Here is an 18,713-nt window from a genome sequence, read left to right as displayed (position 1 = left end):
GCAGTGGGTCGCCTCCCACGTCTCAAACTGTTCGCGGCGTCTATCCCTGGCCATTGAACGGGGTAGCGTCCGCCCTGCACGCTGAGGGGAATGCGCCACCACGCAAGACACGGGGGTCCTAGGTGCCGCGGGTTCGGAAGATCGCGTCGGTCGTCCGGGGTTGGCGCTCGGCCGAGGAGATCACCAGGACGGCAAGACCGACGGCGACGGCATCCTCGGCGAGGCCCTTGGCGCGGCCGGGCATCGTGCGGGAGTCGGGGCCCCGGGCGGAGCGTCCGAGGAGCGTCCCGGCGACCGCACCGGCAACGCCGGCCAAGGCCCCGACCTAGGGGGACGAACGGTGCCCGGCCAACGCCCACCCACCGAACGCGCCGACGGCGATCCGGAATGCGAAGGACGGCGGGATGCGCCGATCTGGGGCGAACGGCATCTTGTCCCCGGCCATCTCGGCAATTGCCGCCCCCGTGGCGAGCATGCGGGCGCCGGAACCGGCGGGGATGAGGTTTCCGTGCGTACGCCCCTCGGAGGCAGCCCAAGCCAAGGCGGCGCACGCCGTCATGTTGCGCGTCCCCGCAACGAAGCCCAGACCGAAAGAAGTAACGTAGCTCTGCATTCTGGAGGTCCTTCCGCGCGAGACTGCCCCCAATGGCAAGACGGCGTTGGCTTCGGGTGTTCCGACCCGGCCGGGAGGGCGCCTCGAAGGCTGCTGCCGCATTTAGATGGTGATCGGGCGGAAGTGCCCGCCACAGGGCGCTCCGTCCCTACCGGGTCGGTTCGGGTTCGGGGATGGGGGCACCGTCGTAGATCGCCCGCGCCGTTTCCCCCGTGCCGACGTTCGCGATGGAGCGCGTTTCGAACGCCAGGAAGTCAGGCGTCGGGCCACCGGCCTTCTTGCAGTCCTTGTAAAGGGAGACGAGCTGGTCGACGTACTTTCCGGCGGCCTTCCGTTGGTCCGGGAGCAGCCCGTCGGGAAGGAATGCGGCGAAGAGCTTCCTCATGTCGTCTTCGGTGTCGATGTTCAGCACGCTGAACTGCATGCTGTTCATGAGCGTTGCGATGTCCTTCGGGACGATGTTCTTTCCCCGTTCGTCATCGGGCAGGGTCGGGAAGCTCTGGATGACGGACAGGAAGCGGGCATAGATGCGGTAGGCGATTGCCCGCATAAGGGGTTGACGCACCTCGGCCATCTCCGCCTTCGTCAGCTTCAGGGTCGCCAGAAGGTCGTCGAAATCCTTGGTGAGGCCGTTGCCCGACCCCTGGACGCCGCCGAACGCCATGGTGGTGATGCCGGACGTTCCGTATCCTGCCTTGGCGACAAGGAGGCTCAGCCGACGCAATTGATCGCGGAAGGTCGGCCCAGGCGCGAGGCCATCCTGGAGGGCGCCATGACCCGGCTCCGTCCGGTGGCGATGACGGCCATGGTGGCGTCCCTCGGGTTCGTGCCGATGGCGTTGGCGACGGAGACCGGGGCGGAGATCCAGCGGCCCCTGGCGACGGTGGTGATCGGCGGGCTCATCAGCGCGACCCTGCTGACCCTCGTCGTCCTGCCGGCGCTCTACGCCAGGTTCGCGGCGGCCATCGAACCGGCGAAGGGCGCGGCGGCGGAGGCCGGGACACGGTCCCATCCCGTTCTGCCGCAGGCCGCCGAGTAGCCGGGTCCCGGAGAAGCGCGTCATGGACGCGAGGGTATTCGGACCACTTCTCCTGTCGGCCTGGGCCACCGCGGCGGGCGCACAGGAGGCGCCCTTCGGCCTCGCCTGGGGGCTCGTGACGGACGTTCCGAGGCCCTCGATGGTCGACCGGGAGGCGAACGTCACGGCGCTGACCTACCTCCACGACAGGCCCCTTGCATCGGGCGCCGACACCGACCGGGTCATCCTGGAGGTGTGCAGGGACGAGGGGCTGCAGCAGGTCGTCTGGCTGAGTCGGCCCCTCTCCGCCGCCGAGTTGCCCGCGCGCTACGATGCCATCCTCCGGGAAGGCACCCGCCGCAACGGGCCGCCCCGGTCGGATACCCGTTCCGGGACCTTGGCCTGGCCGAACGGCCGCACGCTGCTCGCCGTGGGCAAGCCGGGACCCGGTGGCAGGCGGCTGGTGATGCTCTCGCGCGGTGAACGCTACGATGCCCGCTCCCGCGCGCACGCCTCCACGACGGGCCATCCGGCGAACGTCCACGCCGGACGCCTCATCGATGGGGAGGACGGCGATCCGAGGTAGAGGCGGTTCCTGACCGAGCCGAGGCTACCTCGGGATGAACGTTCCCTTATCCATGCCCGGCTTGGAAGTACGCACCCCGTGGAACGGTCCTGGAAGCATGGCCGTTCCCCGATTTCGCCGGATCGGTCCCGGACCTGATCCAGGCCACCAACAACCCACGAGGAAGCCCCCCATGAGGAAGTCCCTTCTCGCCGTCGCAGCCCTGGCCGCCCTCGGCGCCATCGGCATCGCCGCACCCGCCTCGGCCGCTCCCGGCATGATCGGCGCCATCGACGCCACCACCAACGTCGTGGACGTCCGCATGGACGGCATGCACGGCCATCGCGGCCATGGGATGCGCCATCATCATCGCCGCGGGCACATGATGCGCCATCATCACCATCACCGCGGGCACATGATGCGCCACGGGAACGGCCATCGCCACCACCGCATGTGATCGTCCAGGGGCCCTTCGGGGCCCCTTATTTTTTCTCGATTGAAACGACGGACCTCAAGGCAGGCAGGTCGCGCGGCCTGGCGGAAGCGAGCTTACATCCGCTCCTTGATGCCGGAGCCGACGAGCCACCAGTTCACCGGGTAGCTGGTCAGGAATCCCGCGACCATGGCGACCTGCATGGCGAACCAGAACTCGACCGAGTTCACCGGAGCCCGTTGACCGGCAAGGTGCGGGAACACGGCGGACTGGGCGAACGCCATGAAGCCGGACATGCCGACCTGCCAGGCGATCAGCGACAAGGTGTCGGCCTTGAGCGAGGCGACGATGCCCCGGCCCGGGGAGAGCCCGCGCATCGGCACGATGGCGTAATATTGGAACACGATCCCGAGCCCGAAGGCGAAGACAAAGTCCAGCGCCCAGACCGCGTACATCTTCTCCTCGAACAGCGACTGCCAGCCGAACCAGACCGCAACCGCCGGCACCAAGAAGGCGAGCCACTCGGCGGCGACGTCGCCGAGCATGCAGCCGCTGCCGCAATGGAGCGCGCCCTTGCCCACCATCACCGGAAACGGCGGTTGCGTCATGTTCGGGGGCTTCCCGTCCCGCTCCATCGCGCGGTGATGCGCCTCCATGGTGGCGTGGCGGCCATAGCGAAAGTAGGCCCAGACCACCGCGACCGTGCCGAACAGGGCGCTGACCGGCCAGACCACGTTCATCACGGTCATGTGCTGCGGGTGCCGGACGACCTGCACCGACAGCAGCAGCGCGCAGGCGGCCCCGAGCAGCAGGGCGAGGATCGAAAGCACATGGAGCCATGCGGGGAACATCGTGGCCATGCCGCTCAATGCCCCATCGCCAGCATCCAGACGGCCATGGCGACCATCATCACGTTCTCGGTCAGCGAGACGAAGCCGAGCGGCACCTTGCTTGATCCGCCGACGCAGGCGCACTTGATCTCGCGCTTCTCGACGTAGACCGCCTTGAACACCGAGACCGCGCCGATGGTGCCGATGAACAGCGCCACGGGGATCGACAGCCAGTTCAGGGCACCGGCCACCATCAGGATGCCGGCGATGCCCTCCAGGAACGGGTAAGCGTAGGCGTAGCGCACCCAGCGCTTGGCCAGCAGGTCGTAACCAAGGAACATCGACGAGAAGGTCTCGACGTCCTGCAGCTTGAGGAGGGCGAGGACGCACATGCTGAAGGCGATGAACCACTCGCCCGCCCGGAACGTCAGGGGCGTGCCGTAAACGGCGTAGCTCGCTGCGAGCGCCATCAGCGCCGTCATCGAGAACACCGCCACGACCGGCGTGTAGGTCGTCGCGTTCGGGTCGTTGGCGGCCTGCCCGAAATGCCGCCTGAGGTCGTCGAAACCCCCGACCCGCTCGCCGTTGATGAAGGTCTGGGGCGTCGACTTGACCCCGTGATCGGCCTTGAAGCGGTCGGTCTCCTCGCGGGTGCTCAGCCAATGATCCTCCACCTCGAAACCCTGGCGTTCGAGGAGGTCCTTCGCCTTCAGGCCGTAGGGGCACGTGTGCTGCGGCATCATCATCCGGTACAGGACGGCCTTGCGGGACGCGGTGGCTTGCATCGGAAACTCCTTGGGTTGTCTGGCCGGGATGCCGTCCGCTCGTTGCCGTGGAAACGACGGATCGGTCGCGGCCGATTGGGCTTGCGGACCTTCCTGGACCTTCCCATCATGGGAAGGTCAACGGAGGGGCTCTCACGATGAACATCGGCGAGGCGAGCCGGGCCTCGGGGGTCTCGGCCAAGATGATCCGGCACTACGAAAGCATCGGGCTCGTGCCCCCGGCGGACCGTCGCGACAGCGGCTACCGCGATTACGGGACCGCCGACCTGCACCGGCTCGGCTTCATTCGGCACGCCCGGGACCTGGGCTTCTCGCTGGACCGCATCCGGGTGCTGCTCGGGCTCTGGAGCGACCCCGACCGCAGCAACGCCGACGTGAAGGCCATCGCGAGGGCCCATGTCACGGAACTCGAACAGCGGGCCCGCCAACTGAACGAGATGGCCGACGCCCTCCGGTCCCTGGCCGACGCCTGCGATGGCGACGGCCGGCCCGACTGCCCGATCATCGCCAGCCTGGAGACCGGGGCGAACGTCCCGCACTGCCATCCGGGCGCCTCCCAGGGGGCGATGCCGCCCCCCGCACCGCGCCGGAAGGCCATGGCCGGTCGCTGAGTCCGAACCGGCCCCGGCGGCGCTTCGGTCAGGCGGCCATCTTCCGGCAGCTCTCGGCGCAGCGGCGGCACTGCTCGACGCAATGCTGCATGTCGCCGACCTGCTCGCAGCTTCGGGCGCAATCCTCGCAGACGTCGGCGCACTCGGCGCAGGTGTGCTTGTGATGCCTCGTCCCGATCAGCATGAAGTGGGCCGACGTCCGGCAGATCTCGGCACATGCCAGCATCAGGCGGAAGTGCTCGGGCTCGACGTGCTTGCCGCCCGCCGGGAGGCAGTGGTTCGAGGCCATGCCGAGGCAGGTCTGGTAGCAGCGAAGGCACTCGTCGATGCAGGACTGCATCTCGCTCGACACATTGTTCATGTGAAGATCCTTGATGTTAGACAAAAAGAGACAAGGGTCAGTACCGGATGACAGCATGCCTCCAGTATTGCCTTGCTCATTATATCAACTCAGGCGGCTATAGTTCGTTCTAATAAATTCCTTTCTTCTTTCCCGGTATCCTCAATCCGTCCGCAAGCGCCTACTCCGCCGCCTCGCGGTAAGGGGGTCGTTCGGCCGGGGCTACGCTCGCCGGCGTCTCGGCAGCCGTGGACAGACCCCATCCCTTCACGAGTCCGTAGACGGCGGGGATCACCACGAGCGTCAGCACGGTCGAGGACACCATCCCGCCGATCATCGGCACCGCGATGCGCTGCATCACTTCGGAGCCGGCGCCCGTGCTCCACAGGATCGGGATCAGGCCGGCCATGATGGCGGTCACGGTCATCATCTTGGGGCGAACCCGCTCGACCGCGCCGACCATGATCGCCCGCCGCAGATCCTCGCGCGACAGGGGACGTCCCTCGCGGTCACACGCGGCCCGGACCTCGTCGAGGGCGTGGTCGAGGTAGACCAGCATGATCACGCCGGTCTCGGCGGCGACGCCGGCGAGCGCGATGAAGCCCACCGCCACCGCCACCGACATGTTGAAGCCCATCCACCACATCAGCCAGATGCCGCCGACCAGGGCGAACGGCAGCGACAGCATGACGATGAGCGTCTCGGTCAGGCGCCGGAAGTTGATGAACAGCAGCAGGAACACGACGAGCAGCGTCAGCGGCACTACGATCTTCATGCGCGCCTCGGCCCGCTCCAGGTACTCGTACTGCCCGCTCCATTGCAGGGTCGTGCCCTGTGGGAGCTTGACCTCGTCCGCCACGGCCTTGCGCGCCTCGGCCACGTAGCCGCCGAGGTCGCGCCCATTGATGTCGACGAAGATGTAGACCGCAAGCTGTCCGTTCTCCGTGCGGATCGAGGTCGGGCCCCGGGTGAGTTCGACCTTGGCGACCTCGCGCAACGGCACCGTGCCCCCGGCCGGGAGCGGCACCTGCACCTCGTCGGCGATGGCCCGCGGATCGGACCGGAAGGCCCGGGGATAGCGGACGTTGACGGTGTAGCGTTCGCGTCCCTCGACGGTGTTCGTCACGCTCTGGCCGCCAAGCGCCATGGCGATGACGTCCTGCACGTCACCGACCATCAGGCCGTAACGGCCGAGCGCCTCCCGGTCCGGCGTGATGTCGAGGAAGTAGCCGCCGATGACCCGCTCGGCGTAGGCGCTCGACGTGCCCGGCACGTTGCGCACCACCGCCTCGACCCGGCGGGCGACCCCTTCCATCTCCTTCAGGTCCGTTCCCAGCACCTTGATGCCGACCGGGGTGCGGATGCCGGTCGAGAGCATGTCGATTCGGGCGCGGATCGGCTGGGTCCAGGCATTCGACACGCCCGGGAACTGCAGCGCCTTGTCCATCTCGGCCTTGAGGCTCGCCAGCGTCACGCCCGGCCGCCACTCGGACGGCGGCTTCAGCGCGATGACCGTCTCGAACATCTCCATTGGCGCCGGGTCGGTCGCGGTGTTGGCGCGGCCCGCCTTGCCGTAGACCGAGGCCACCTCCGGGAAGGATTTTATGATGCGGTCCTGGGTTGCGAGGAGCTCGCCGGCCTTGGTCACCGACAGGCCCGGCAGGGTCGTCGGCATGTACATCAGCGTGCCCTCGTTGAGGTCGGGCATGAACTCCGAGCCGAGCTGACGGGCCGGCCAGACGGTCGCTGCCAGCACCCCGAGGGCGAGCAGGACGGTCAGGACCCGCGCCCGCAGGACGCCCGCGATGAGCGGCCGGTAGAGCCAGATCAGGAGCCGGTTCAGCGGGTTCCTGTGCTCCGGGATGATCCGTCCCCGCACGAACAGCACCATCAGCGCGGGGACCATGGTCACCGACAGGATCGCGGCCGCCGCCATGGCGAAGGTCTTGGTGAAGGCCAGCGGCCCGAACAGCCGGCCCTCCTGGCTCTCCAGAGTGAAGATCGGCAGGAACGAGACCGTGATGATGAGGAGCGAGAAGAACAGGGACGGGCCGACCTCCGAGGCCGCCTCGACCAGGATCTCGACCCGGGGCTTGTCCGGTGGCGCCCGTTCCAGGTGCTTGTGGGCGTTCTCGATCATCACGATGGCGGCGTCGATCATGGCGCCGACCGCGATGGCGATGCCGCCCAGGCTCATGATGTTGGCGCCGAGACCCAGGGCTCGCATTCCGACGAACGCCATCAGGATCCCGACCGGCAGCATCAGGATGGCGACCAGCGCGCTCCTCACATGCAGCAGGAAGACGAAGCATACGATGGAGACGACGACGCTCTCCTCGACCAGCGTGTGCCGCAGGGTGTCGATGGCCGCGTCGATGAGCTGGGAGCGGTCGTAGACCGGCAGGATCTTCGTGCCCGCTGGCAGGCTTTTCGCCACCTCCGCGAGCTTCGCCTTCACCCCCTCGATGACGTTCAGCGCGTTCGCGCCGAAGCGCTGCAGGACGATGCCGCCGGCAACCTCGCCCTCGCCGTTCATCTCGGTGATGCCGCGACGCTCGTCGGGGCCGAGCTCGACCCGGGCGACGTCCCGCACCCGCAGCGGCGTGCCGCCCGCGGTCTTGAGGACGATGTTCTCGATGTCGGCGACGCCCCTCAGGTAGCCGCGCCCGCGGACCATGAACTCGAACTCGGAGAGCTCGACCGTGCGGCCACCGACGTCAGCGTTGCTCGACCGGATCGCGTCGCGGAGCTTGTTGAGGGAGATGCCCTGGGCGCGTAGCCGGTTCGGGTCGACCACCACGTTGTACTGCTTCACGAAGCCGCCGACGCCGGCGACCTCGGCGACGCCCTCTGCCCGCGAGGCCCCGAACCGGACCACCCAGTCCTGCAGGGAGCGAAGCTCGGCGAGCGTCCGTTCCTTGGCCACCACCACGTACTGGTAGACCCAGCCCACACCCGTGGCGTCGGGGCCGAGCGTCGGGGTCACGCCCGCCGGCAGGCGGCTCGCCGCGGCGTTGAGGTATTCGAGCACCCGCGAGCGGCCCCAGTACGGGTCGGTGCCGTCCTCGAAGATGACGTAGACGAACGACACCCCGAAGAACGAGAAGCCGCGCACCACCTTCGCCTTCGGCACCGTCAGCATGGCGGTGGTCAGCGGGTAGGTGACCTGATCCTCCACGACCTGTGGGGCCTGCCCCGGGTACTCGGTGTAGACGATGGCCTGCACGTCCGAGAGGTCGGGGATGGCGTCGAGCGGCATGGTCCGAAGCGACAGGACGCCTGCCGCGACGGCGAACACGGTGCCCACCAGCACCAGGACGAGGTTGCGGGCCGACCATCCGATGAGGCGCGCGATCATGGCGTCGCTCCCGCGTCGGCGGCTTGGCGGTCGTCCTTGGGAGGCGCCAGGCCCTGCAGCGCCGCCTTCAGGTTGCTCTCGGCGTCGATGAGGAAGTTGGCCGAGGTCACCACCCGGTCGCCGGTCGAGACGCCGTCGCGGATCTCGGTGTAGCCGCCGCCGTGCACGCCGACCTTCACAGCCTTGGGCTCGAAGCGACCCTCGCCGCGGTCGATCAGCACGACCTGTCGCTCGCCGGTGTCGATGACGGCGTCGTCGGGCACGGCCACGACCGGCTTGGCGTCACCCGTCGCGATCTCGACGTCGGCGTACATGTCCGGCAGCAAGGTGCCGTCCGGGTTCGGGAGCTCGATGCGCACCCGCGTGGCCCGGGTCTCCGGGTTAACCTGCGGGTAGATCGTCCCGACCTTGCCGGAGAAGGTGCGGCCCGGGGCGGAGCGCAGGCGGATCGTGGCGGCCTGCCCGACGCGGACGTTGGAAAGGTCGCGCTCCGGCACGTCGGCCAGCACCCACATGGTGGAGATGTCGCCGATCCGGAACAGGGTATCCCCGGCCGCGGCCTTCATGCCCTCAATGGCGGTCCGCTGCAGGACGATGCCGTCCCGGGCCGAGGACCATGTGATGGCCATCGGCACGTTCCGGGTGCGCTCCATCTCGTCGATCACGGCCTCGGAGACGTTCAGGTTCCGCAGGCGCCGCCTCGCGCCGTCGAAGCCCGGGTTGGCGATGAGCTGGGCCGCCGCGGCGTTGATCTCGGGCGAGTAGACGTGGACCAGCGCCTGCCCCTTGCGGACGCGGTCGCCGGTGGTGACGTTCTCGACATGGTCGACGTAGGCGTCCGACCGGGTCGCGATGACCGTCACCCGCCGCTCGTCGAGGGCGACGGTACCGGGGACGCGCACGGGCTGGGCGACCACCCGGCGCTCGACCACCTCGGTCCGTACGCCGGTGCGCTGGACCTTGCCGGGCGAGACGGTCACGACGTTGCCGTCGCTGTCCTCGCCTTCGTAGACGGGGATGTAGTCCATCCCCATCGAATCCTTCTTCGGCGTCGCCGAGGTATCCGGCAGCCCCATCGGGTTGCGGTAGTATTGGATGCGCCGGGCGCCCGCGGCGGCCTTCGCATCCCCAGCCTTCCCCGTGTCCTGGGTGGCCATGTCGTGCCCGGCCATCCCGTTCCCGGCCATGTCGGCGGGCATGGCCTCGTCCGAATCCGGCGCGTCGAAGCGCACGTCCTCGCTGGCGTGGACCGCCCGGAACTCCCGGCCATCCGCGGTCGCCATCGGCGAAAGCGAGTAGACCGGCTTCCCGTCCGGGTCCTGGAAGTAGACCACCGGTCCGGTCGCCTTCGCGGGGGCCGTAGCCTGCGCGGCCGGCATGGGGCCCGGAGACCACCGGGCGAACTCCGTCCGGGCGCGCTCGGCGAGCGCCGGCACGGGGTTCTCCCCATGCCCCGCGACATAGCCGGCGCCCCCCGCCGCGAGTGCGGCGAGGGTCCCGGCGAACCAGGCCGCGCGGCTCACTTGACGGCCTTGAAGACCAGCTTGTCCTCGACCGTGCCGGTCTCGCCCTGGACCTTGGCCCCGAGCGACAGGCGCCAGCCGCCGGCCATCGTGAGCTTCGCCTTGAAGCGATAGACGCCCGGTTCGGTCGTGGGGAGTTGCTCGATCTTCGAGGTCATCTCGTCCATGCTGTCGGGCGCCATGTCGATGCGCTTGGCGAAGATCACAGCGTCGGGCACCGGCTTGCCGCTGCGCTTATCGAGAAGGCGCACGGAGAGGACGGACTCTCCGACCTTGGCCTCCTGCTGAACCAGTTCGAAGCGATAGTCCTTGGTGTCGGCGAGCGCCGGGAGCGCGGTCGCCGACAGGACGGCACCGAGCAGCGCCGCCGAGACGGCGCGCGAAAAAAGCTTCTGGGTCACGGGTACTGTCTCCTGAACGCGATGGCGTGCCGCACGCGGGCGTACGGCGTCGTGCCGGCGATCACGCCGGCGGCATCGGGTTCAGGCTCGGGGGGGCTCGGGTAGCGGCGTCCCGTGCACGCTGGCGAAGGTCGTTGAGGCGGGCCAGGACAGGGTGGCGCGTATCGAACCTCGGGCCGGGACGGCGACCGCGGTCAGCATCAGCGAAGCCACGCTCGCCAGGCATAGCGCCATCAGCGGGCAGCCCTTGGTGCAGTCGGGCTTTTCCTTCGGACAGCAGGGCATGTCGTCCATGGCCATCGCGGCCATGGACGACATACCCATGCCGGCGTGATCCATCGCCATGCCGTCATGGTGGTGGCCGGCAGCCGCCATGGTTTGAGCCTGGGCAGCCATGGACGCGTGCATGCCCGCGGTGGCCGCAGGAGCGGTCACCGGCGTCAGGGCGAGGCTGAGGACCGCGAGCAGCGGCAACAGTCGCCTAAGGGCAAGCCAAAGGATCACGGATGCAAGATGCCAAATTGCGCGGTCGGGCGAAAGCCCGTTCCGCATTCCTCGAACGACGCAGGATCAGGTTGGTTGCAAGCGCCCGTCAGGCGGGCACTGCCGGGAACCCGGCCGCAACGATGGCTCTGGCGATCCGGTCGGCCGGGCCGGCGGCATCGGACACGGTCACGAGCTTGGCGCCGAGGTCCACATCCACCCGGGCTCCCGGCTCGATGCCAAGCACCGCGCGGGTCACGGACTTGGCGCATCCGCCGCATCCCATTGTGTCGACCTTGTAACGGAACATGACGCTCTCCCTTCGATGGCGTCACGCCGAGATGGGGCTTCCTATGGTGGTAAAGTCAAGGGTCGCCGGCCGGTTTCCGTTCGCGCTTGCCCGATTGTTCGAACGATGCCCACGATGGCGCGAGCGGCGGCATCTCGCGGGCATCCAATTCCGTGAACCCAGGTGGATCGGGGAACGGGCCGGCGCTTAGCGTACGCGCCAGAGCAACAGGGCGAGCACCACGTTGCCCAGGGCCAGAACGGTCAGGACGGCATAGGTCGCATCGGCTCCGCCATGTGTCAGCACGACGGCCCCGAGGGATGGTGCGAGCGCCTGCGCCACCAGGCCCGGACGCGCCAACCGGCCGACGAGCGCGGCGTAGCGTTCCGGACCGAACAGGGCCAGGGGCACCGTACCCCGTGCAATCGAGTAGTTCCCGTTGCCGGCCCCGCAGAGGACCAGCGCCAGCCCGACCAAGGGTAGGCCGGCCGCCAGCATCGTGACCCCAAGGACCACCAGGATCATGGCGGCGGTCAGGGTCCAAAGTGGGTGATGCGGGCCCTTCCCGGCCATCTCGACGATGCGCGCCCCCACCTGCGACGGTCCGATCAGGGCGCCGTAAGCGACGGCCGAGGCCAGCGCGACGCCACGGGCCTGCAGCAGGGTGATGAGGTGCACCGACACCATGGCCATCACCGTGCCCCCGAGGGTCAGCACCCCCGTCATGAGGAGGAAGGCACGGTGTTCCCGACCATGGAGACGAATGACGGGGCTCGGGCCTGCGGGTCGCGTGACCGGGTGTGCGGGCGGGCGGGGGATCGCGAGCAGGACGAGCGGCAGCGTGACCGAAAGATGCAACCCGGCATAGGCGAGGCAGGTCCCGCGCCAGCCGACCCGTTCGACGAGGAAGGCCGAGAGCGGCCAGCACACCGTGCTGGCGAAACCGCCCCACAGGGTCAGGGTCGTGATGGCGGACCTTGCCTCGGCGCCGTAGAGGCGTCCGAGCGTGGCGAAGGCGGGATCGTACAACCCGGTGCCCATGCCGAGGCCGACGAGAAGCCAGGCCGCCAGGTAAGCCGTGAGGTTCGGGGCCAGGGCGAGGCCCGTGAGGCCCAGCGCCAGGGCGATGGCGGCGAAGGCCAGCACCGGCCGCCCGCCATGCTCCCCTATGAAGGCTCCCACCCGCGGCGAGACGAGGCCCGCGACGAGGAGGCCGGCCGACAGCCCTCCGATGACCCAGCCGAGGGGCCATCCCGTATCCTTCGACATCGGCGCGGCCAGCACCGACAGCAGGTAGAACGAGGAGCCCCAGGTCAAGATCTGGATGACGCCCAGGGCCGAGATCACGGGCCATCGACGCGTCGGGGGCATCGCCGCGCTACCGAGCCCCGAGCAGGGGCAGCCACAGTGCCAGGGCCGCCAGGGTGACGAGCAACACCGGCGGGGTGATCACGAGGCCGACCCGCATGTACTGACCCCAGGTGATGCGCTGGCCCTTGGTATCGAGGACGTGGAGCCAGAGTAGGGTCGCCAGACTCCCGATGGGCGTGAACTTCGGTCCGAGGTCGCAGCCGATGACGTTGGCGTAGACCATGAGCTCGCGCATCAGGGGCGACAGGTCCGGGGCCTGCTGGATCGAGAGCGCCCCCACCAGCACGCTCGGCATGTTGTTCATGACCGAGGACAGGATGGCTGCGGCGACCCCCGTGCCGATGGTGGCCACGAACGGTCCGTGGCCCGAAAGCCAGACGACGCCTTGCGCCAGGTAGTCGGTCAGGCCGGCGTTCTTCAGCCCGTAGACGACGAGGTACAAGCCGAGGCTGAACAGCACGATCTGCCAGGGGGCACCGGCGAGCACCTTGCGGATCGGGATGACGCGGCTCCTGTTCGCAAGCGCCAGCAGCACCACGGCGCCGGCGCAGGTGACCGCCGATACCGGCACGGCGAACGGCGCGGTCACGAAGTAGGCCACCAGCAGCAGGGCCAGGAGTGGAAAGGCCGCCTTGAACACTAGCGGGTCCTTGATCGCGTGCGGCGGCGCTTCGAGCTCGGCTACGGGGTACGTGGCCGGAAGGTCGCGCCGGTAGAACAGCCACAGCACCACCAGGGTCGCCGCGAGCGAGACGAGGTTCACCGGCACCATCACGGCCGCGTAGCGGCTGAACGAGATGTCGAAGAAGTTCGCCGAGACGATGTTGACGAGGTTCGAGATTACCAGCGGCAGGCTGGTCGAGTCCGCCACGAACCCACAGGCGACGATGAAGGCCAGGGCTGCCGCGGGCTTGAAGTCGAGTCTCAGCAGGATGGCCAACACGATGGGGGTAAGCAGCAGGGCCGCGCCGTCGTTGGCGAACACCGCGGCAATCGCCGCCCCCAGCAGGATCACCAGCGGAAACAGCAGGCGCCCCCGTCCGCCGCCCCAGCGGGCGATATGGAGCGCCGCCCAATGGAAGAAGCCGGCCTCGTCGAGGAGCAGCGAGATGATGATCAACGCCACGAACGTGAAGGTAGCATCCCAGACGATGTGCCAGACCACCGGGATGTCCCCGGGATGGATCACCCCGGTGGCCAACGCCACGGCGGCCCCGATCAGGGCGCTCCATCCGATCCCAAAGCCCTTCGGCTGCCAGATGACGAAGACGAGGGTGACGACGAAGATGGCGAGCGCGAGCATCGGACCGATTCTTGTTTTTGATTTTGTGAGGCGATCAGGCGGTGGCGACGCGGCGCCCGTGCTCGTCGACGACGCGCTCGCCGTCCTCCTTGACGAATTCGCCCTGCTGGGCGGGCAGGAGGTCGAGGACGGCCTCAGATGGGCGGCACAGGGCGACGCCTTTCGGGCTCACCACCAGGGGGCGGTTCAACAGAATCGGATGCTCGGCGACGGCATCGAGAAGCTGGTCGTCCGTGAGGCTCGGGTCCCCAAGGCCGAGATCGGCGTAGGGCGTGCCCTTCTCCCGCAGGAGGTCGCGCACGGTGAGGCCGGCACGCTCCGCGAGTTGACGGACCATTGCCCGGCTCGGCGGCGTCTTCAGGTACTCGATCACGTGGGGCTCGATGCCGGAGTTGCGGATGAGTGCCAGGGTGTTGCGGGACGTGCCGCAATCCGGGTTGTGGTAGATCACGACGTCCATCAGGCGGTTTCCTCGCAGCAGGCGGATAGGGCGGCTACGGCCGGGGCGCAGACCTCGGGGCGGCCCTGGCAGCAATCGCGCATCAGGAACTGGATGAGCTCCGACAGGTCCGGATAGGCGGCGCTGTAGATGATCGACCGGCCCTCGCGCCGGGAGGTGACCAGGCCGGAATGGCTGAGTTCCTTCAGGTGGAACGACAGGTTGGTGCCGGACACGCCGACCGCCTCGGCCAGCATGCCGGCCGCCATCCCGTCAGGTCCCGCGGTGACGAGCTGGCGCACGATGCGCAGCCGATGCTCCTGGCCGAGGGCCGCGAAGGCGGCGACGGCTTGCCGTTCGTCCATCATGATGTCAATATATCAACCATCGTTGAAATGTAGAGGAACGAAACGTCTTGGACAAGCCCCGACAGCCCTTCGCCGACGGCCTGCCGAACCTGAGCGAGGGACACTTCGTCGTCCCGACGAGCGCCGACCTGGAAGTGGCGACGCCGTTCGCCCACGCCCCGCGCTTCCTGATCCTCTACGGCTCACTCCGGGAGCGCTCGTTCAGCCGCTTCCTCGCCTACGAGGCCGCGCGCCTGCTTGAGGCGATGGGCGGCGAGGTCCGCACCTACGACGCGCACGGCCTGCCGCTGCCCGACGACGCCACGGCCGATCACCCCAAGGTCCAGGAACTCCGGAACCTCTCGATCTGGTCGGAAGGGCACGTCTGGGTCAGCCCGGAGCGACACGGGGCCATGACCGGGGTGATGAAGAGCCAGATCGACTGGCTTCCCCTCTCGGAAGGGTCAGTGCGCCCGACCCAAGGGCGGACCCTTGCGGTGATGCAGGTCTCGGGCGGCTCGCAGTCGTTCAACGCCGTCAACGGCCTGCGCGTCCTTGGGCGCTGGATGCGGATGATCACCATCCCGAACCAGTCGTCGGTGCCGATGGCCTACAAGGAGTTCGACGAGGCCGGTCGGATGAAGCCGGGGCCGCTCTACGACCGGGTCGTCGACGTCTGCGAGGAGCTCTTCAAGTTCACGCTCCTGACCCGCGAGCGTTCCGACCATCTCGTCGACCGCTATTCCGAGCGGAAGGAGCGCGAGCCGGAACGCCTGAAGGCCGTCGCCGCCGACATCGGGTTCCAGGCCCGGCCGGCATGAGGATCAACGGCCTGATGGAGATCGGGCGGAGGCGCAGCTGCATGGACACGGGTCTCCCGCGCTGGCAGCCCGACCAACGCTATGCCTGCCGGTCCGTAGGCGGACCGCGCACCCATGGCCAACTATCGCATCCGTTGGCCTATCCGGCGCTCCGATGCCCGGAACGGCCCGGGACGGTCCAGGTCAGGCAACCCGCCCCGCCGCGCCGACGCCGACATGGCCGACGCTCCAGTGCTCAAGGTGCTTGTAGACGATGACCTTGTTCGCGAGCTGGGCACCGTGCCGGCCGCAGAAGCCTTCGAGCTGCTCGCGGGTGCCGATCAGCTCGACGCACATGGTCAGCTCGGGGTTGAGCGACTCGGCCCCGTCGTCCTGGATCGGCCCGTGGTTGCTGTAGCCGTGTTGGGACTGGTGGGCGACGGCGTTCATGAGGCCCTCCGCCTTGGCCTGGGCGACGAGCTCCCGATAGAGCGGCCTGCCGTCGGAAAACCATCCGGTCCGACCGGTGCCCACCCGGTCCCGGGGCCTCATGTAGATCCGAATCATGCCGGTCTCGGTCGCGACGACGCGATGCGAAGCGTTCATGACGGTTCCTTCAATGGACGGTGGACGAGGGGGCGGGCTGGGGCCCGACGGCCGGCGCGCGCCCCGACCGCGCCTCGCGCAAGGTCGCGCCGCCGGCGAGGCCCGTCGCCGCCTTCGGGACGGCGATGCGCTGCGACAGGTAGATGCCGTTGTGGCCGGAGCATAGGTAGGCGAGGAAGCAGGCCACCGCGAGGTAGACCCCGTGCGTCGCGCCGAAGAGCTCGATGCCCATCAGCGTGCAGGCGAGCGGCGTGTTGGCCGCGCCGGCGAAGACCGCGACGAACCCCAGCGCCGCGAACAGGTCCACCGGCGCGCCGAGCACCCCGGCCAGGGCGTTCCCGAGGGCGGCCCCGATGAAGAACAGCGGCGTGACCTCGCCGCCCTTGAACCCCGCGCTCAGGGTCACGACCGTGAASAGGATCTTSAGGGCCCAGCTCCAGGGATGGACGTCCGGTCCGAAGAAACCGGTGATGGTCAGCCCGCCGGAGTTGGCGGCTGTTACGCCGAGCCCGAGGTAGTCCCGNAGGGCCCAGCTCCAGGGATGGACGTCCGGTCCGAAGAAACCGGTGATGGTCAGCCCGCCGGAGTTGGCGGCTGTTACGCCGAGCCCGAGGTAGTCCCGTGTGCCGAAAGCGTAGACGAGGCCGATGACGGCAAGGCCGCCGATCACCGGCCGGAGCGGTCCGTACGGGACCCAACGCTTGAGCCATCCCCCGAGGACGTGGTTGGCCTCGGCGAACACAAGCCCGACGATACCRAACGCGACCCCGGCAAGGGCTACCTTGGCCAGGAGTAACGGCTCCACGGTCAGTGTCTTGGCGCTACCGGCGAGAAAGTCGACGCGGTAGAGTSCGTGGTKGATGCCCCAGGCCYGGCAGGTCCAGTCGCCGACCACCGCCGCCAGCAGGCAGGGCACCAGCGCKGCGTACTCGATGCGCCCGACCGCCAGGACCTCCAACGCGAACACCGCYCCGGCGATGGGGGTGCCGAAGACGGCCCCGAAGCCGGCGGCGATGCCAGCCATCAGGAGGMCCCSCACTCCGGTGGCATCGACGCCGAACATCCTRCCGAACGCGCTGGCGAGACTGCCGCCCATCTGGACGGCGGTACCCTCGCGGCCGGCCGATCCGCCGAGCAGGTGCGTGACGATGGTGCCGAGGAAGATCAGAGGCGCCATCCGRAGCGGGACCCCGCCGTCCGGCTCRTGGATCTCCTCGACGATGAGGTTGTTGCCGCCYTCGACGCTCTTCCCGAACAGGAGGTAGAGAAGACCGACGGCGAAGCCCCCGAAGGGCAGCAGGAATAGGAGCCAGGGATGGTCGAAGCGCGCCTGGGTGGCCTCGTCGAGGCTCCACAGGAACGCGGCGCAGAGSGTSCCCACGGCGACGGCCATCGGGGGGCCGCCGCACTGGCCGGCCTATCCGGCCNCCGCCGAGCAGGTGCGTGACGATGGTGCCGAGGAAGATCAGAGGCGCCATCCGGAGCGGGACCCCGCCGTCCGGCTCRTGGATCTCCTCGACGATGAGGTTGTTGCCGCCYTCGACGCTCTTCCCGAACAGGAGGTAGAGAAGACCGACGGCGAAGCCCCCGAAGGGCAGCAGGAATAGGAGCCAGGGATGGTCGAAGCGCGCCTGGGTGGCCTCGTCGAGGCTCCACAGGAACGCGGCGCAGAGCGTGCCCACGGCGACAGCCATCGGCAACAGGATGACCGACCAGCGCGCCACCGAGATGGCGTGCGACCGGCGTGTCCGCAGGAAGCCGGCAAGGTCAAGGTCGTGAGAAAGGTTCCGAAACGACGCGCGCATGACTCCTCCTGTTCGCAAAATTGCGAAAAGTAGGAGTCATTAGCCGCATCAGGGATCGGCGGTTCGGCTTAAGGCCCGGCAGACACCATTACCGTCGAGGGTTTATGTCGCCGTTGCCTGCCTGCGGTCAATCCCACGGGATCAACGAAGGCCGCTTTCGGGTCCAGCGCAACTTGCCTTGAGCGGCGAGGTTGGGTCGATCCCGGAATGACCGCTCGGAATGGGAAGCAGCCGTTCCTAAAATGGGGTTTCCAGTCCTTCGCTGGCAACGACGCGAAATGCTCGATGAAGCGTAGATCATCCCAGAGGTCGGCGGCGTGCCCATCCACGAGGGCTTGTGCTTTCGCCTTGGCCTCATCGTCTCCCAGGGCTGAGATTTCGGACTGCGAGACGATCTCGCCGTCCGCTCCAACGCCCATCACTCGTTAATGCGGTGTTCCGTCCGGTTCGGCGGATGGGGGACCGCTCATCGGATCAACCACGTTCCAGAGAACGACAGGCCCGCCGTATAGACCGCACTCCCATCCTCATCGGTCACCACCACCGTGTAGATCTTCTGTTCGCCATCGCGCGGAATTTCGTCGGCCGCAATGGTGGGCAGAACCCGCTTGGCTTGTACGACGGCAGCTTCCAGGGTGGCGCACCCGACGCCGACTTCGTCACGATGGACGACGCCATTCTCATGTAGATCGAAGTGACCTGACCGGTATTTTGGACCGAGCCAATTGGAAGGCTACTGCATGGTGGCGGCCATGGGTAGCCGGAAGGCCAGATCCGGGAGGGTGACAGGCGC

At 68.3% G+C, this 18,713-nt stretch carries 19 protein-coding genes, 4 pseudogenes and 1 riboswitch; of the genes and pseudogenes, 5 read left to right on the top strand and 18 right to left on the bottom strand.

Going from position 1 to position 18,713, the window contains the following annotated elements; genetic code table 11:
• Positions 1 to 118 precede the first annotated feature (118 nt).
• Positions 119 to 613, bottom strand: a pseudogene (locus ASG60_RS10285) (hypothetical protein).
• A gap of 148 nt (positions 614 to 761) precedes the next feature.
• Positions 762 to 1,337: a hypothetical protein gene (locus ASG60_RS10280; RefSeq protein WP_056385403.1), complete on the bottom strand. Its 576-nt coding sequence runs from the start codon at positions 1,335 to 1,337 to the stop codon at positions 762 to 764.
• Between ASG60_RS10280 and ASG60_RS10275 the strand changes: the two are divergent.
• The 3 genes and pseudogenes from ASG60_RS10275 to ASG60_RS10265 form a co-directional block, all read left to right on the top strand.
• Positions 1,335 to 1,652, top strand: a pseudogene (locus ASG60_RS10275) (efflux RND transporter permease subunit); the annotation flags it as partial. The gene ASG60_RS10280 and the pseudogene ASG60_RS10275 overlap by 3 nt on opposite strands.
• 22 nt (positions 1,653 to 1,674) lie before the next feature.
• Entirely contained in the window at positions 1,675 to 2,217 is a 543-nt protein-coding gene (locus ASG60_RS10270; protein WP_056385400.1) for a hypothetical protein, read from the top strand.
• Positions 2,218 to 2,389: 172 nt separating this feature from the next.
• Entirely contained in the window at positions 2,390 to 2,653 is a 264-nt protein-coding gene (locus tag ASG60_RS10265) for a hypothetical protein (RefSeq protein WP_056385398.1), read from the top strand.
• A gap of 92 nt (positions 2,654 to 2,745) precedes the next feature.
• Here ASG60_RS10265 and ASG60_RS10260 read toward each other — a convergent pair whose 3' ends face one another.
• Both ASG60_RS10260 and ASG60_RS10255 read right to left on the bottom strand, forming a co-directional pair.
• A complete protein-coding gene (locus ASG60_RS10260; protein WP_082531701.1) occupies positions 2,746 to 3,480 on the bottom strand; it encodes a DUF4396 domain-containing protein in 735 nt (244 codons plus the stop codon).
• A 14-nt stretch (positions 3,481 to 3,494) separates the two neighbouring features.
• Positions 3,495 to 4,244 carry a glutaredoxin gene (locus ASG60_RS10255; protein WP_056385395.1) on the bottom strand — a complete coding sequence of 250 codons (750 nt, stop codon included), beginning with the start codon at positions 4,242 to 4,244 and terminating at the stop codon, positions 3,495 to 3,497.
• A 137-nt stretch (positions 4,245 to 4,381) separates the two neighbouring features.
• Between ASG60_RS10255 and cueR the strand changes: the two genes are divergently transcribed.
• Positions 4,382 to 4,855: a Cu(I)-responsive transcriptional regulator gene (gene cueR / locus ASG60_RS10250; RefSeq protein ID WP_056385393.1), complete on the top strand. Its 474-nt coding sequence runs from the start codon at positions 4,382 to 4,384 to the stop codon at positions 4,853 to 4,855.
• A gap of 28 nt (positions 4,856 to 4,883) precedes the next feature.
• On the opposite strand, the gene ASG60_RS10245 is transcribed toward cueR, so the two are convergent.
• From ASG60_RS10245 to ASG60_RS10200, 10 genes are all read right to left on the bottom strand, one after another.
• Positions 4,884 to 5,216: a four-helix bundle copper-binding protein gene (locus tag ASG60_RS10245; RefSeq protein WP_056385391.1), complete on the bottom strand. Its 333-nt coding sequence runs from the start codon at positions 5,214 to 5,216 to the stop codon at positions 4,884 to 4,886.
• A gap of 160 nt (positions 5,217 to 5,376) precedes the next feature.
• On the bottom strand, positions 5,377 to 8,553 hold the full coding sequence (locus ASG60_RS10240; protein WP_056385388.1) for a CusA/CzcA family heavy metal efflux RND transporter: 3,177 nt from the start codon (positions 8,551 to 8,553) through the stop codon (positions 5,377 to 5,379).
• Positions 8,550 to 10,076 (bottom strand): efflux RND transporter periplasmic adaptor subunit, encoded by a 1,527-nt coding sequence (locus ASG60_RS10235; RefSeq protein ID WP_056385386.1) that lies wholly within the window; start codon positions 10,074 to 10,076, stop codon positions 8,550 to 8,552. The genes ASG60_RS10240 and ASG60_RS10235 overlap by 4 nt, the downstream gene beginning before the upstream one ends.
• Positions 10,073 to 10,477, bottom strand: a complete 405-nt coding sequence (locus ASG60_RS10230) for a FixH family protein (protein ID WP_056385385.1) — start codon at positions 10,475 to 10,477, stop codon at positions 10,073 to 10,075. Before ASG60_RS10230 ends, ASG60_RS10235 begins: the two co-directional genes overlap by 4 nt.
• 81 nt (positions 10,478 to 10,558) lie before the next feature.
• Positions 10,559 to 10,981, bottom strand: coding sequence for a hypothetical protein (locus tag ASG60_RS10225; protein WP_156398855.1), 423 nt, complete (start codon positions 10,979 to 10,981; stop codon positions 10,559 to 10,561).
• An 88-nt stretch (positions 10,982 to 11,069) separates the two neighbouring features.
• Positions 11,070 to 11,270: a heavy-metal-associated domain-containing protein gene (locus tag ASG60_RS10220; protein WP_056385380.1), complete on the bottom strand. Its 201-nt coding sequence runs from the start codon at positions 11,268 to 11,270 to the stop codon at positions 11,070 to 11,072.
• Between the two features lie 186 nt (positions 11,271 to 11,456).
• Positions 11,457 to 12,620: an MFS transporter gene (locus ASG60_RS10215; protein ID WP_056385378.1), complete on the bottom strand. Its 1,164-nt coding sequence runs from the start codon at positions 12,618 to 12,620 to the stop codon at positions 11,457 to 11,459.
• Positions 12,621 to 12,627: 7 nt separating this feature from the next.
• A complete protein-coding gene (locus tag ASG60_RS10210; RefSeq protein ID WP_056385376.1) occupies positions 12,628 to 13,923 on the bottom strand; it encodes an arsenic transporter in 1,296 nt (431 codons plus the stop codon).
• A 34-nt stretch (positions 13,924 to 13,957) separates the two neighbouring features.
• Positions 13,958 to 14,383, bottom strand: a complete 426-nt coding sequence (arsC, locus tag ASG60_RS10205; RefSeq protein ID WP_056385373.1) for an arsenate reductase (glutaredoxin) — start codon at positions 14,381 to 14,383, stop codon at positions 13,958 to 13,960.
• Complete coding sequence (locus ASG60_RS10200; RefSeq protein WP_056097023.1) at positions 14,383 to 14,730, bottom strand: metalloregulator ArsR/SmtB family transcription factor; 348 nt, start codon at positions 14,728 to 14,730, stop codon at positions 14,383 to 14,385. Before ASG60_RS10200 ends, arsC begins: the two co-directional genes overlap by 1 nt.
• Before the next feature lie 47 nt (positions 14,731 to 14,777).
• Here ASG60_RS10200 and arsH point away from each other — a divergent pair, with 47 nt between their 5' ends.
• Positions 14,778 to 15,530, top strand: coding sequence for an arsenical resistance protein ArsH (gene arsH / locus ASG60_RS10195; protein WP_056385371.1), 753 nt, complete (start codon positions 14,778 to 14,780; stop codon positions 15,528 to 15,530).
• Positions 15,531 to 15,713: 183 nt separating this feature from the next.
• Here arsH and ASG60_RS10190 read toward each other — a convergent pair whose 3' ends face one another.
• The 4 genes and pseudogenes from ASG60_RS10190 to ASG60_RS23440 form a co-directional block, all read right to left on the bottom strand.
• Positions 15,714 to 16,115 (bottom strand): DUF190 domain-containing protein, encoded by a 402-nt coding sequence (locus ASG60_RS10190; RefSeq protein ID WP_056385369.1) that lies wholly within the window; start codon positions 16,113 to 16,115, stop codon positions 15,714 to 15,716.
• Between the two features lie 10 nt (positions 16,116 to 16,125).
• Positions 16,126 to 16,638: pseudogene (locus ASG60_RS23450) on the bottom strand (chloride channel protein); the annotation flags it as partial.
• Between the two features lies 1 nt (position 16,639).
• The coding region (locus ASG60_RS23445; RefSeq protein ID WP_244476629.1) for a chloride channel protein at positions 16,640 to 17,508 on the bottom strand (869 nt) is incomplete at its 3' end.
• A 35-nt stretch (positions 17,509 to 17,543) separates the two neighbouring features.
• Positions 17,544 to 17,920: pseudogene (locus tag ASG60_RS23440) on the bottom strand (voltage-gated chloride channel protein); the annotation flags it as partial.
• Positions 17,921 to 17,943: 23 nt separating this feature from the next.
• Positions 17,944 to 18,022, bottom strand: a riboswitch (Fluoride riboswitch).
• Positions 18,023 to 18,713: the final 691 nt, after the last annotated feature.

It is taken from the genome of Methylobacterium sp. Leaf469, assembly GCF_001424745.1.
Lineage (GTDB): Bacteria > Pseudomonadota > Alphaproteobacteria > Rhizobiales > Beijerinckiaceae > Methylobacterium.
This window is presented reverse-complemented; position numbering and strand designations above follow the sequence as displayed.

What these genes read in the sequence shown, in the direction of transcription:
- ASG60_RS10270 (WP_056385400.1), top strand. Translation starts at nt 1,675, where the DNA reads ATGGACGCGAGGGTATTCGGACCACTTCTCCTGTCGGCCTGGGCCACC.
- ASG60_RS10265 (WP_056385398.1), top strand. Translation starts at nt 2,390, where the DNA reads ATGAGGAAGTCCCTTCTCGCCGTCGCAGCCCTGGCCGCCCTCGGCGCC.
- ASG60_RS10260 (WP_082531701.1), bottom strand. Translation starts at nt 3,480, where the DNA reads ATGTTCCCCGCATGGCTCCATGTGCTTTCGATCCTCGCCCTGCTGCTC.
- ASG60_RS10255 (WP_056385395.1), bottom strand. Translation starts at nt 4,244, where the DNA reads ATGCAAGCCACCGCGTCCCGCAAGGCCGTCCTGTACCGGATGATGATG.
- cueR (WP_056385393.1), top strand. Translation starts at nt 4,382, where the DNA reads ATGAACATCGGCGAGGCGAGCCGGGCCTCGGGGGTCTCGGCCAAGATG.
- ASG60_RS10245 (WP_056385391.1), bottom strand. Translation starts at nt 5,216, where the DNA reads ATGAACAATGTGTCGAGCGAGATGCAGTCCTGCATCGACGAGTGCCTT.
- ASG60_RS10240 (WP_056385388.1), bottom strand. Translation starts at nt 8,553, where the DNA reads ATGATCGCGCGCCTCATCGGATGGTCGGCCCGCAACCTCGTCCTGGTG.
- ASG60_RS10220 (WP_056385380.1), bottom strand. Translation starts at nt 11,270, where the DNA reads ATGTTCCGTTACAAGGTCGACACAATGGGATGCGGCGGATGCGCCAAG.
- ASG60_RS10215 (WP_056385378.1), bottom strand. Translation starts at nt 12,620, where the DNA reads ATGCCCCCGACGCGTCGATGGCCCGTGATCTCGGCCCTGGGCGTCATC.
- ASG60_RS10210 (WP_056385376.1), bottom strand. Translation starts at nt 13,923, where the DNA reads ATGCTCGCGCTCGCCATCTTCGTCGTCACCCTCGTCTTCGTCATCTGG.
- arsC (WP_056385373.1), bottom strand. Translation starts at nt 14,383, where the DNA reads ATGGACGTCGTGATCTACCACAACCCGGATTGCGGCACGTCCCGCAAC.
- ASG60_RS10200 (WP_056097023.1), bottom strand. Translation starts at nt 14,730, where the DNA reads ATGATGGACGAACGGCAAGCCGTCGCCGCCTTCGCGGCCCTCGGCCAG.
- ASG60_RS10190 (WP_056385369.1), bottom strand. Translation starts at nt 16,115, where the DNA reads ATGAACGCTTCGCATCGCGTCGTCGCGACCGAGACCGGCATGATTCGG.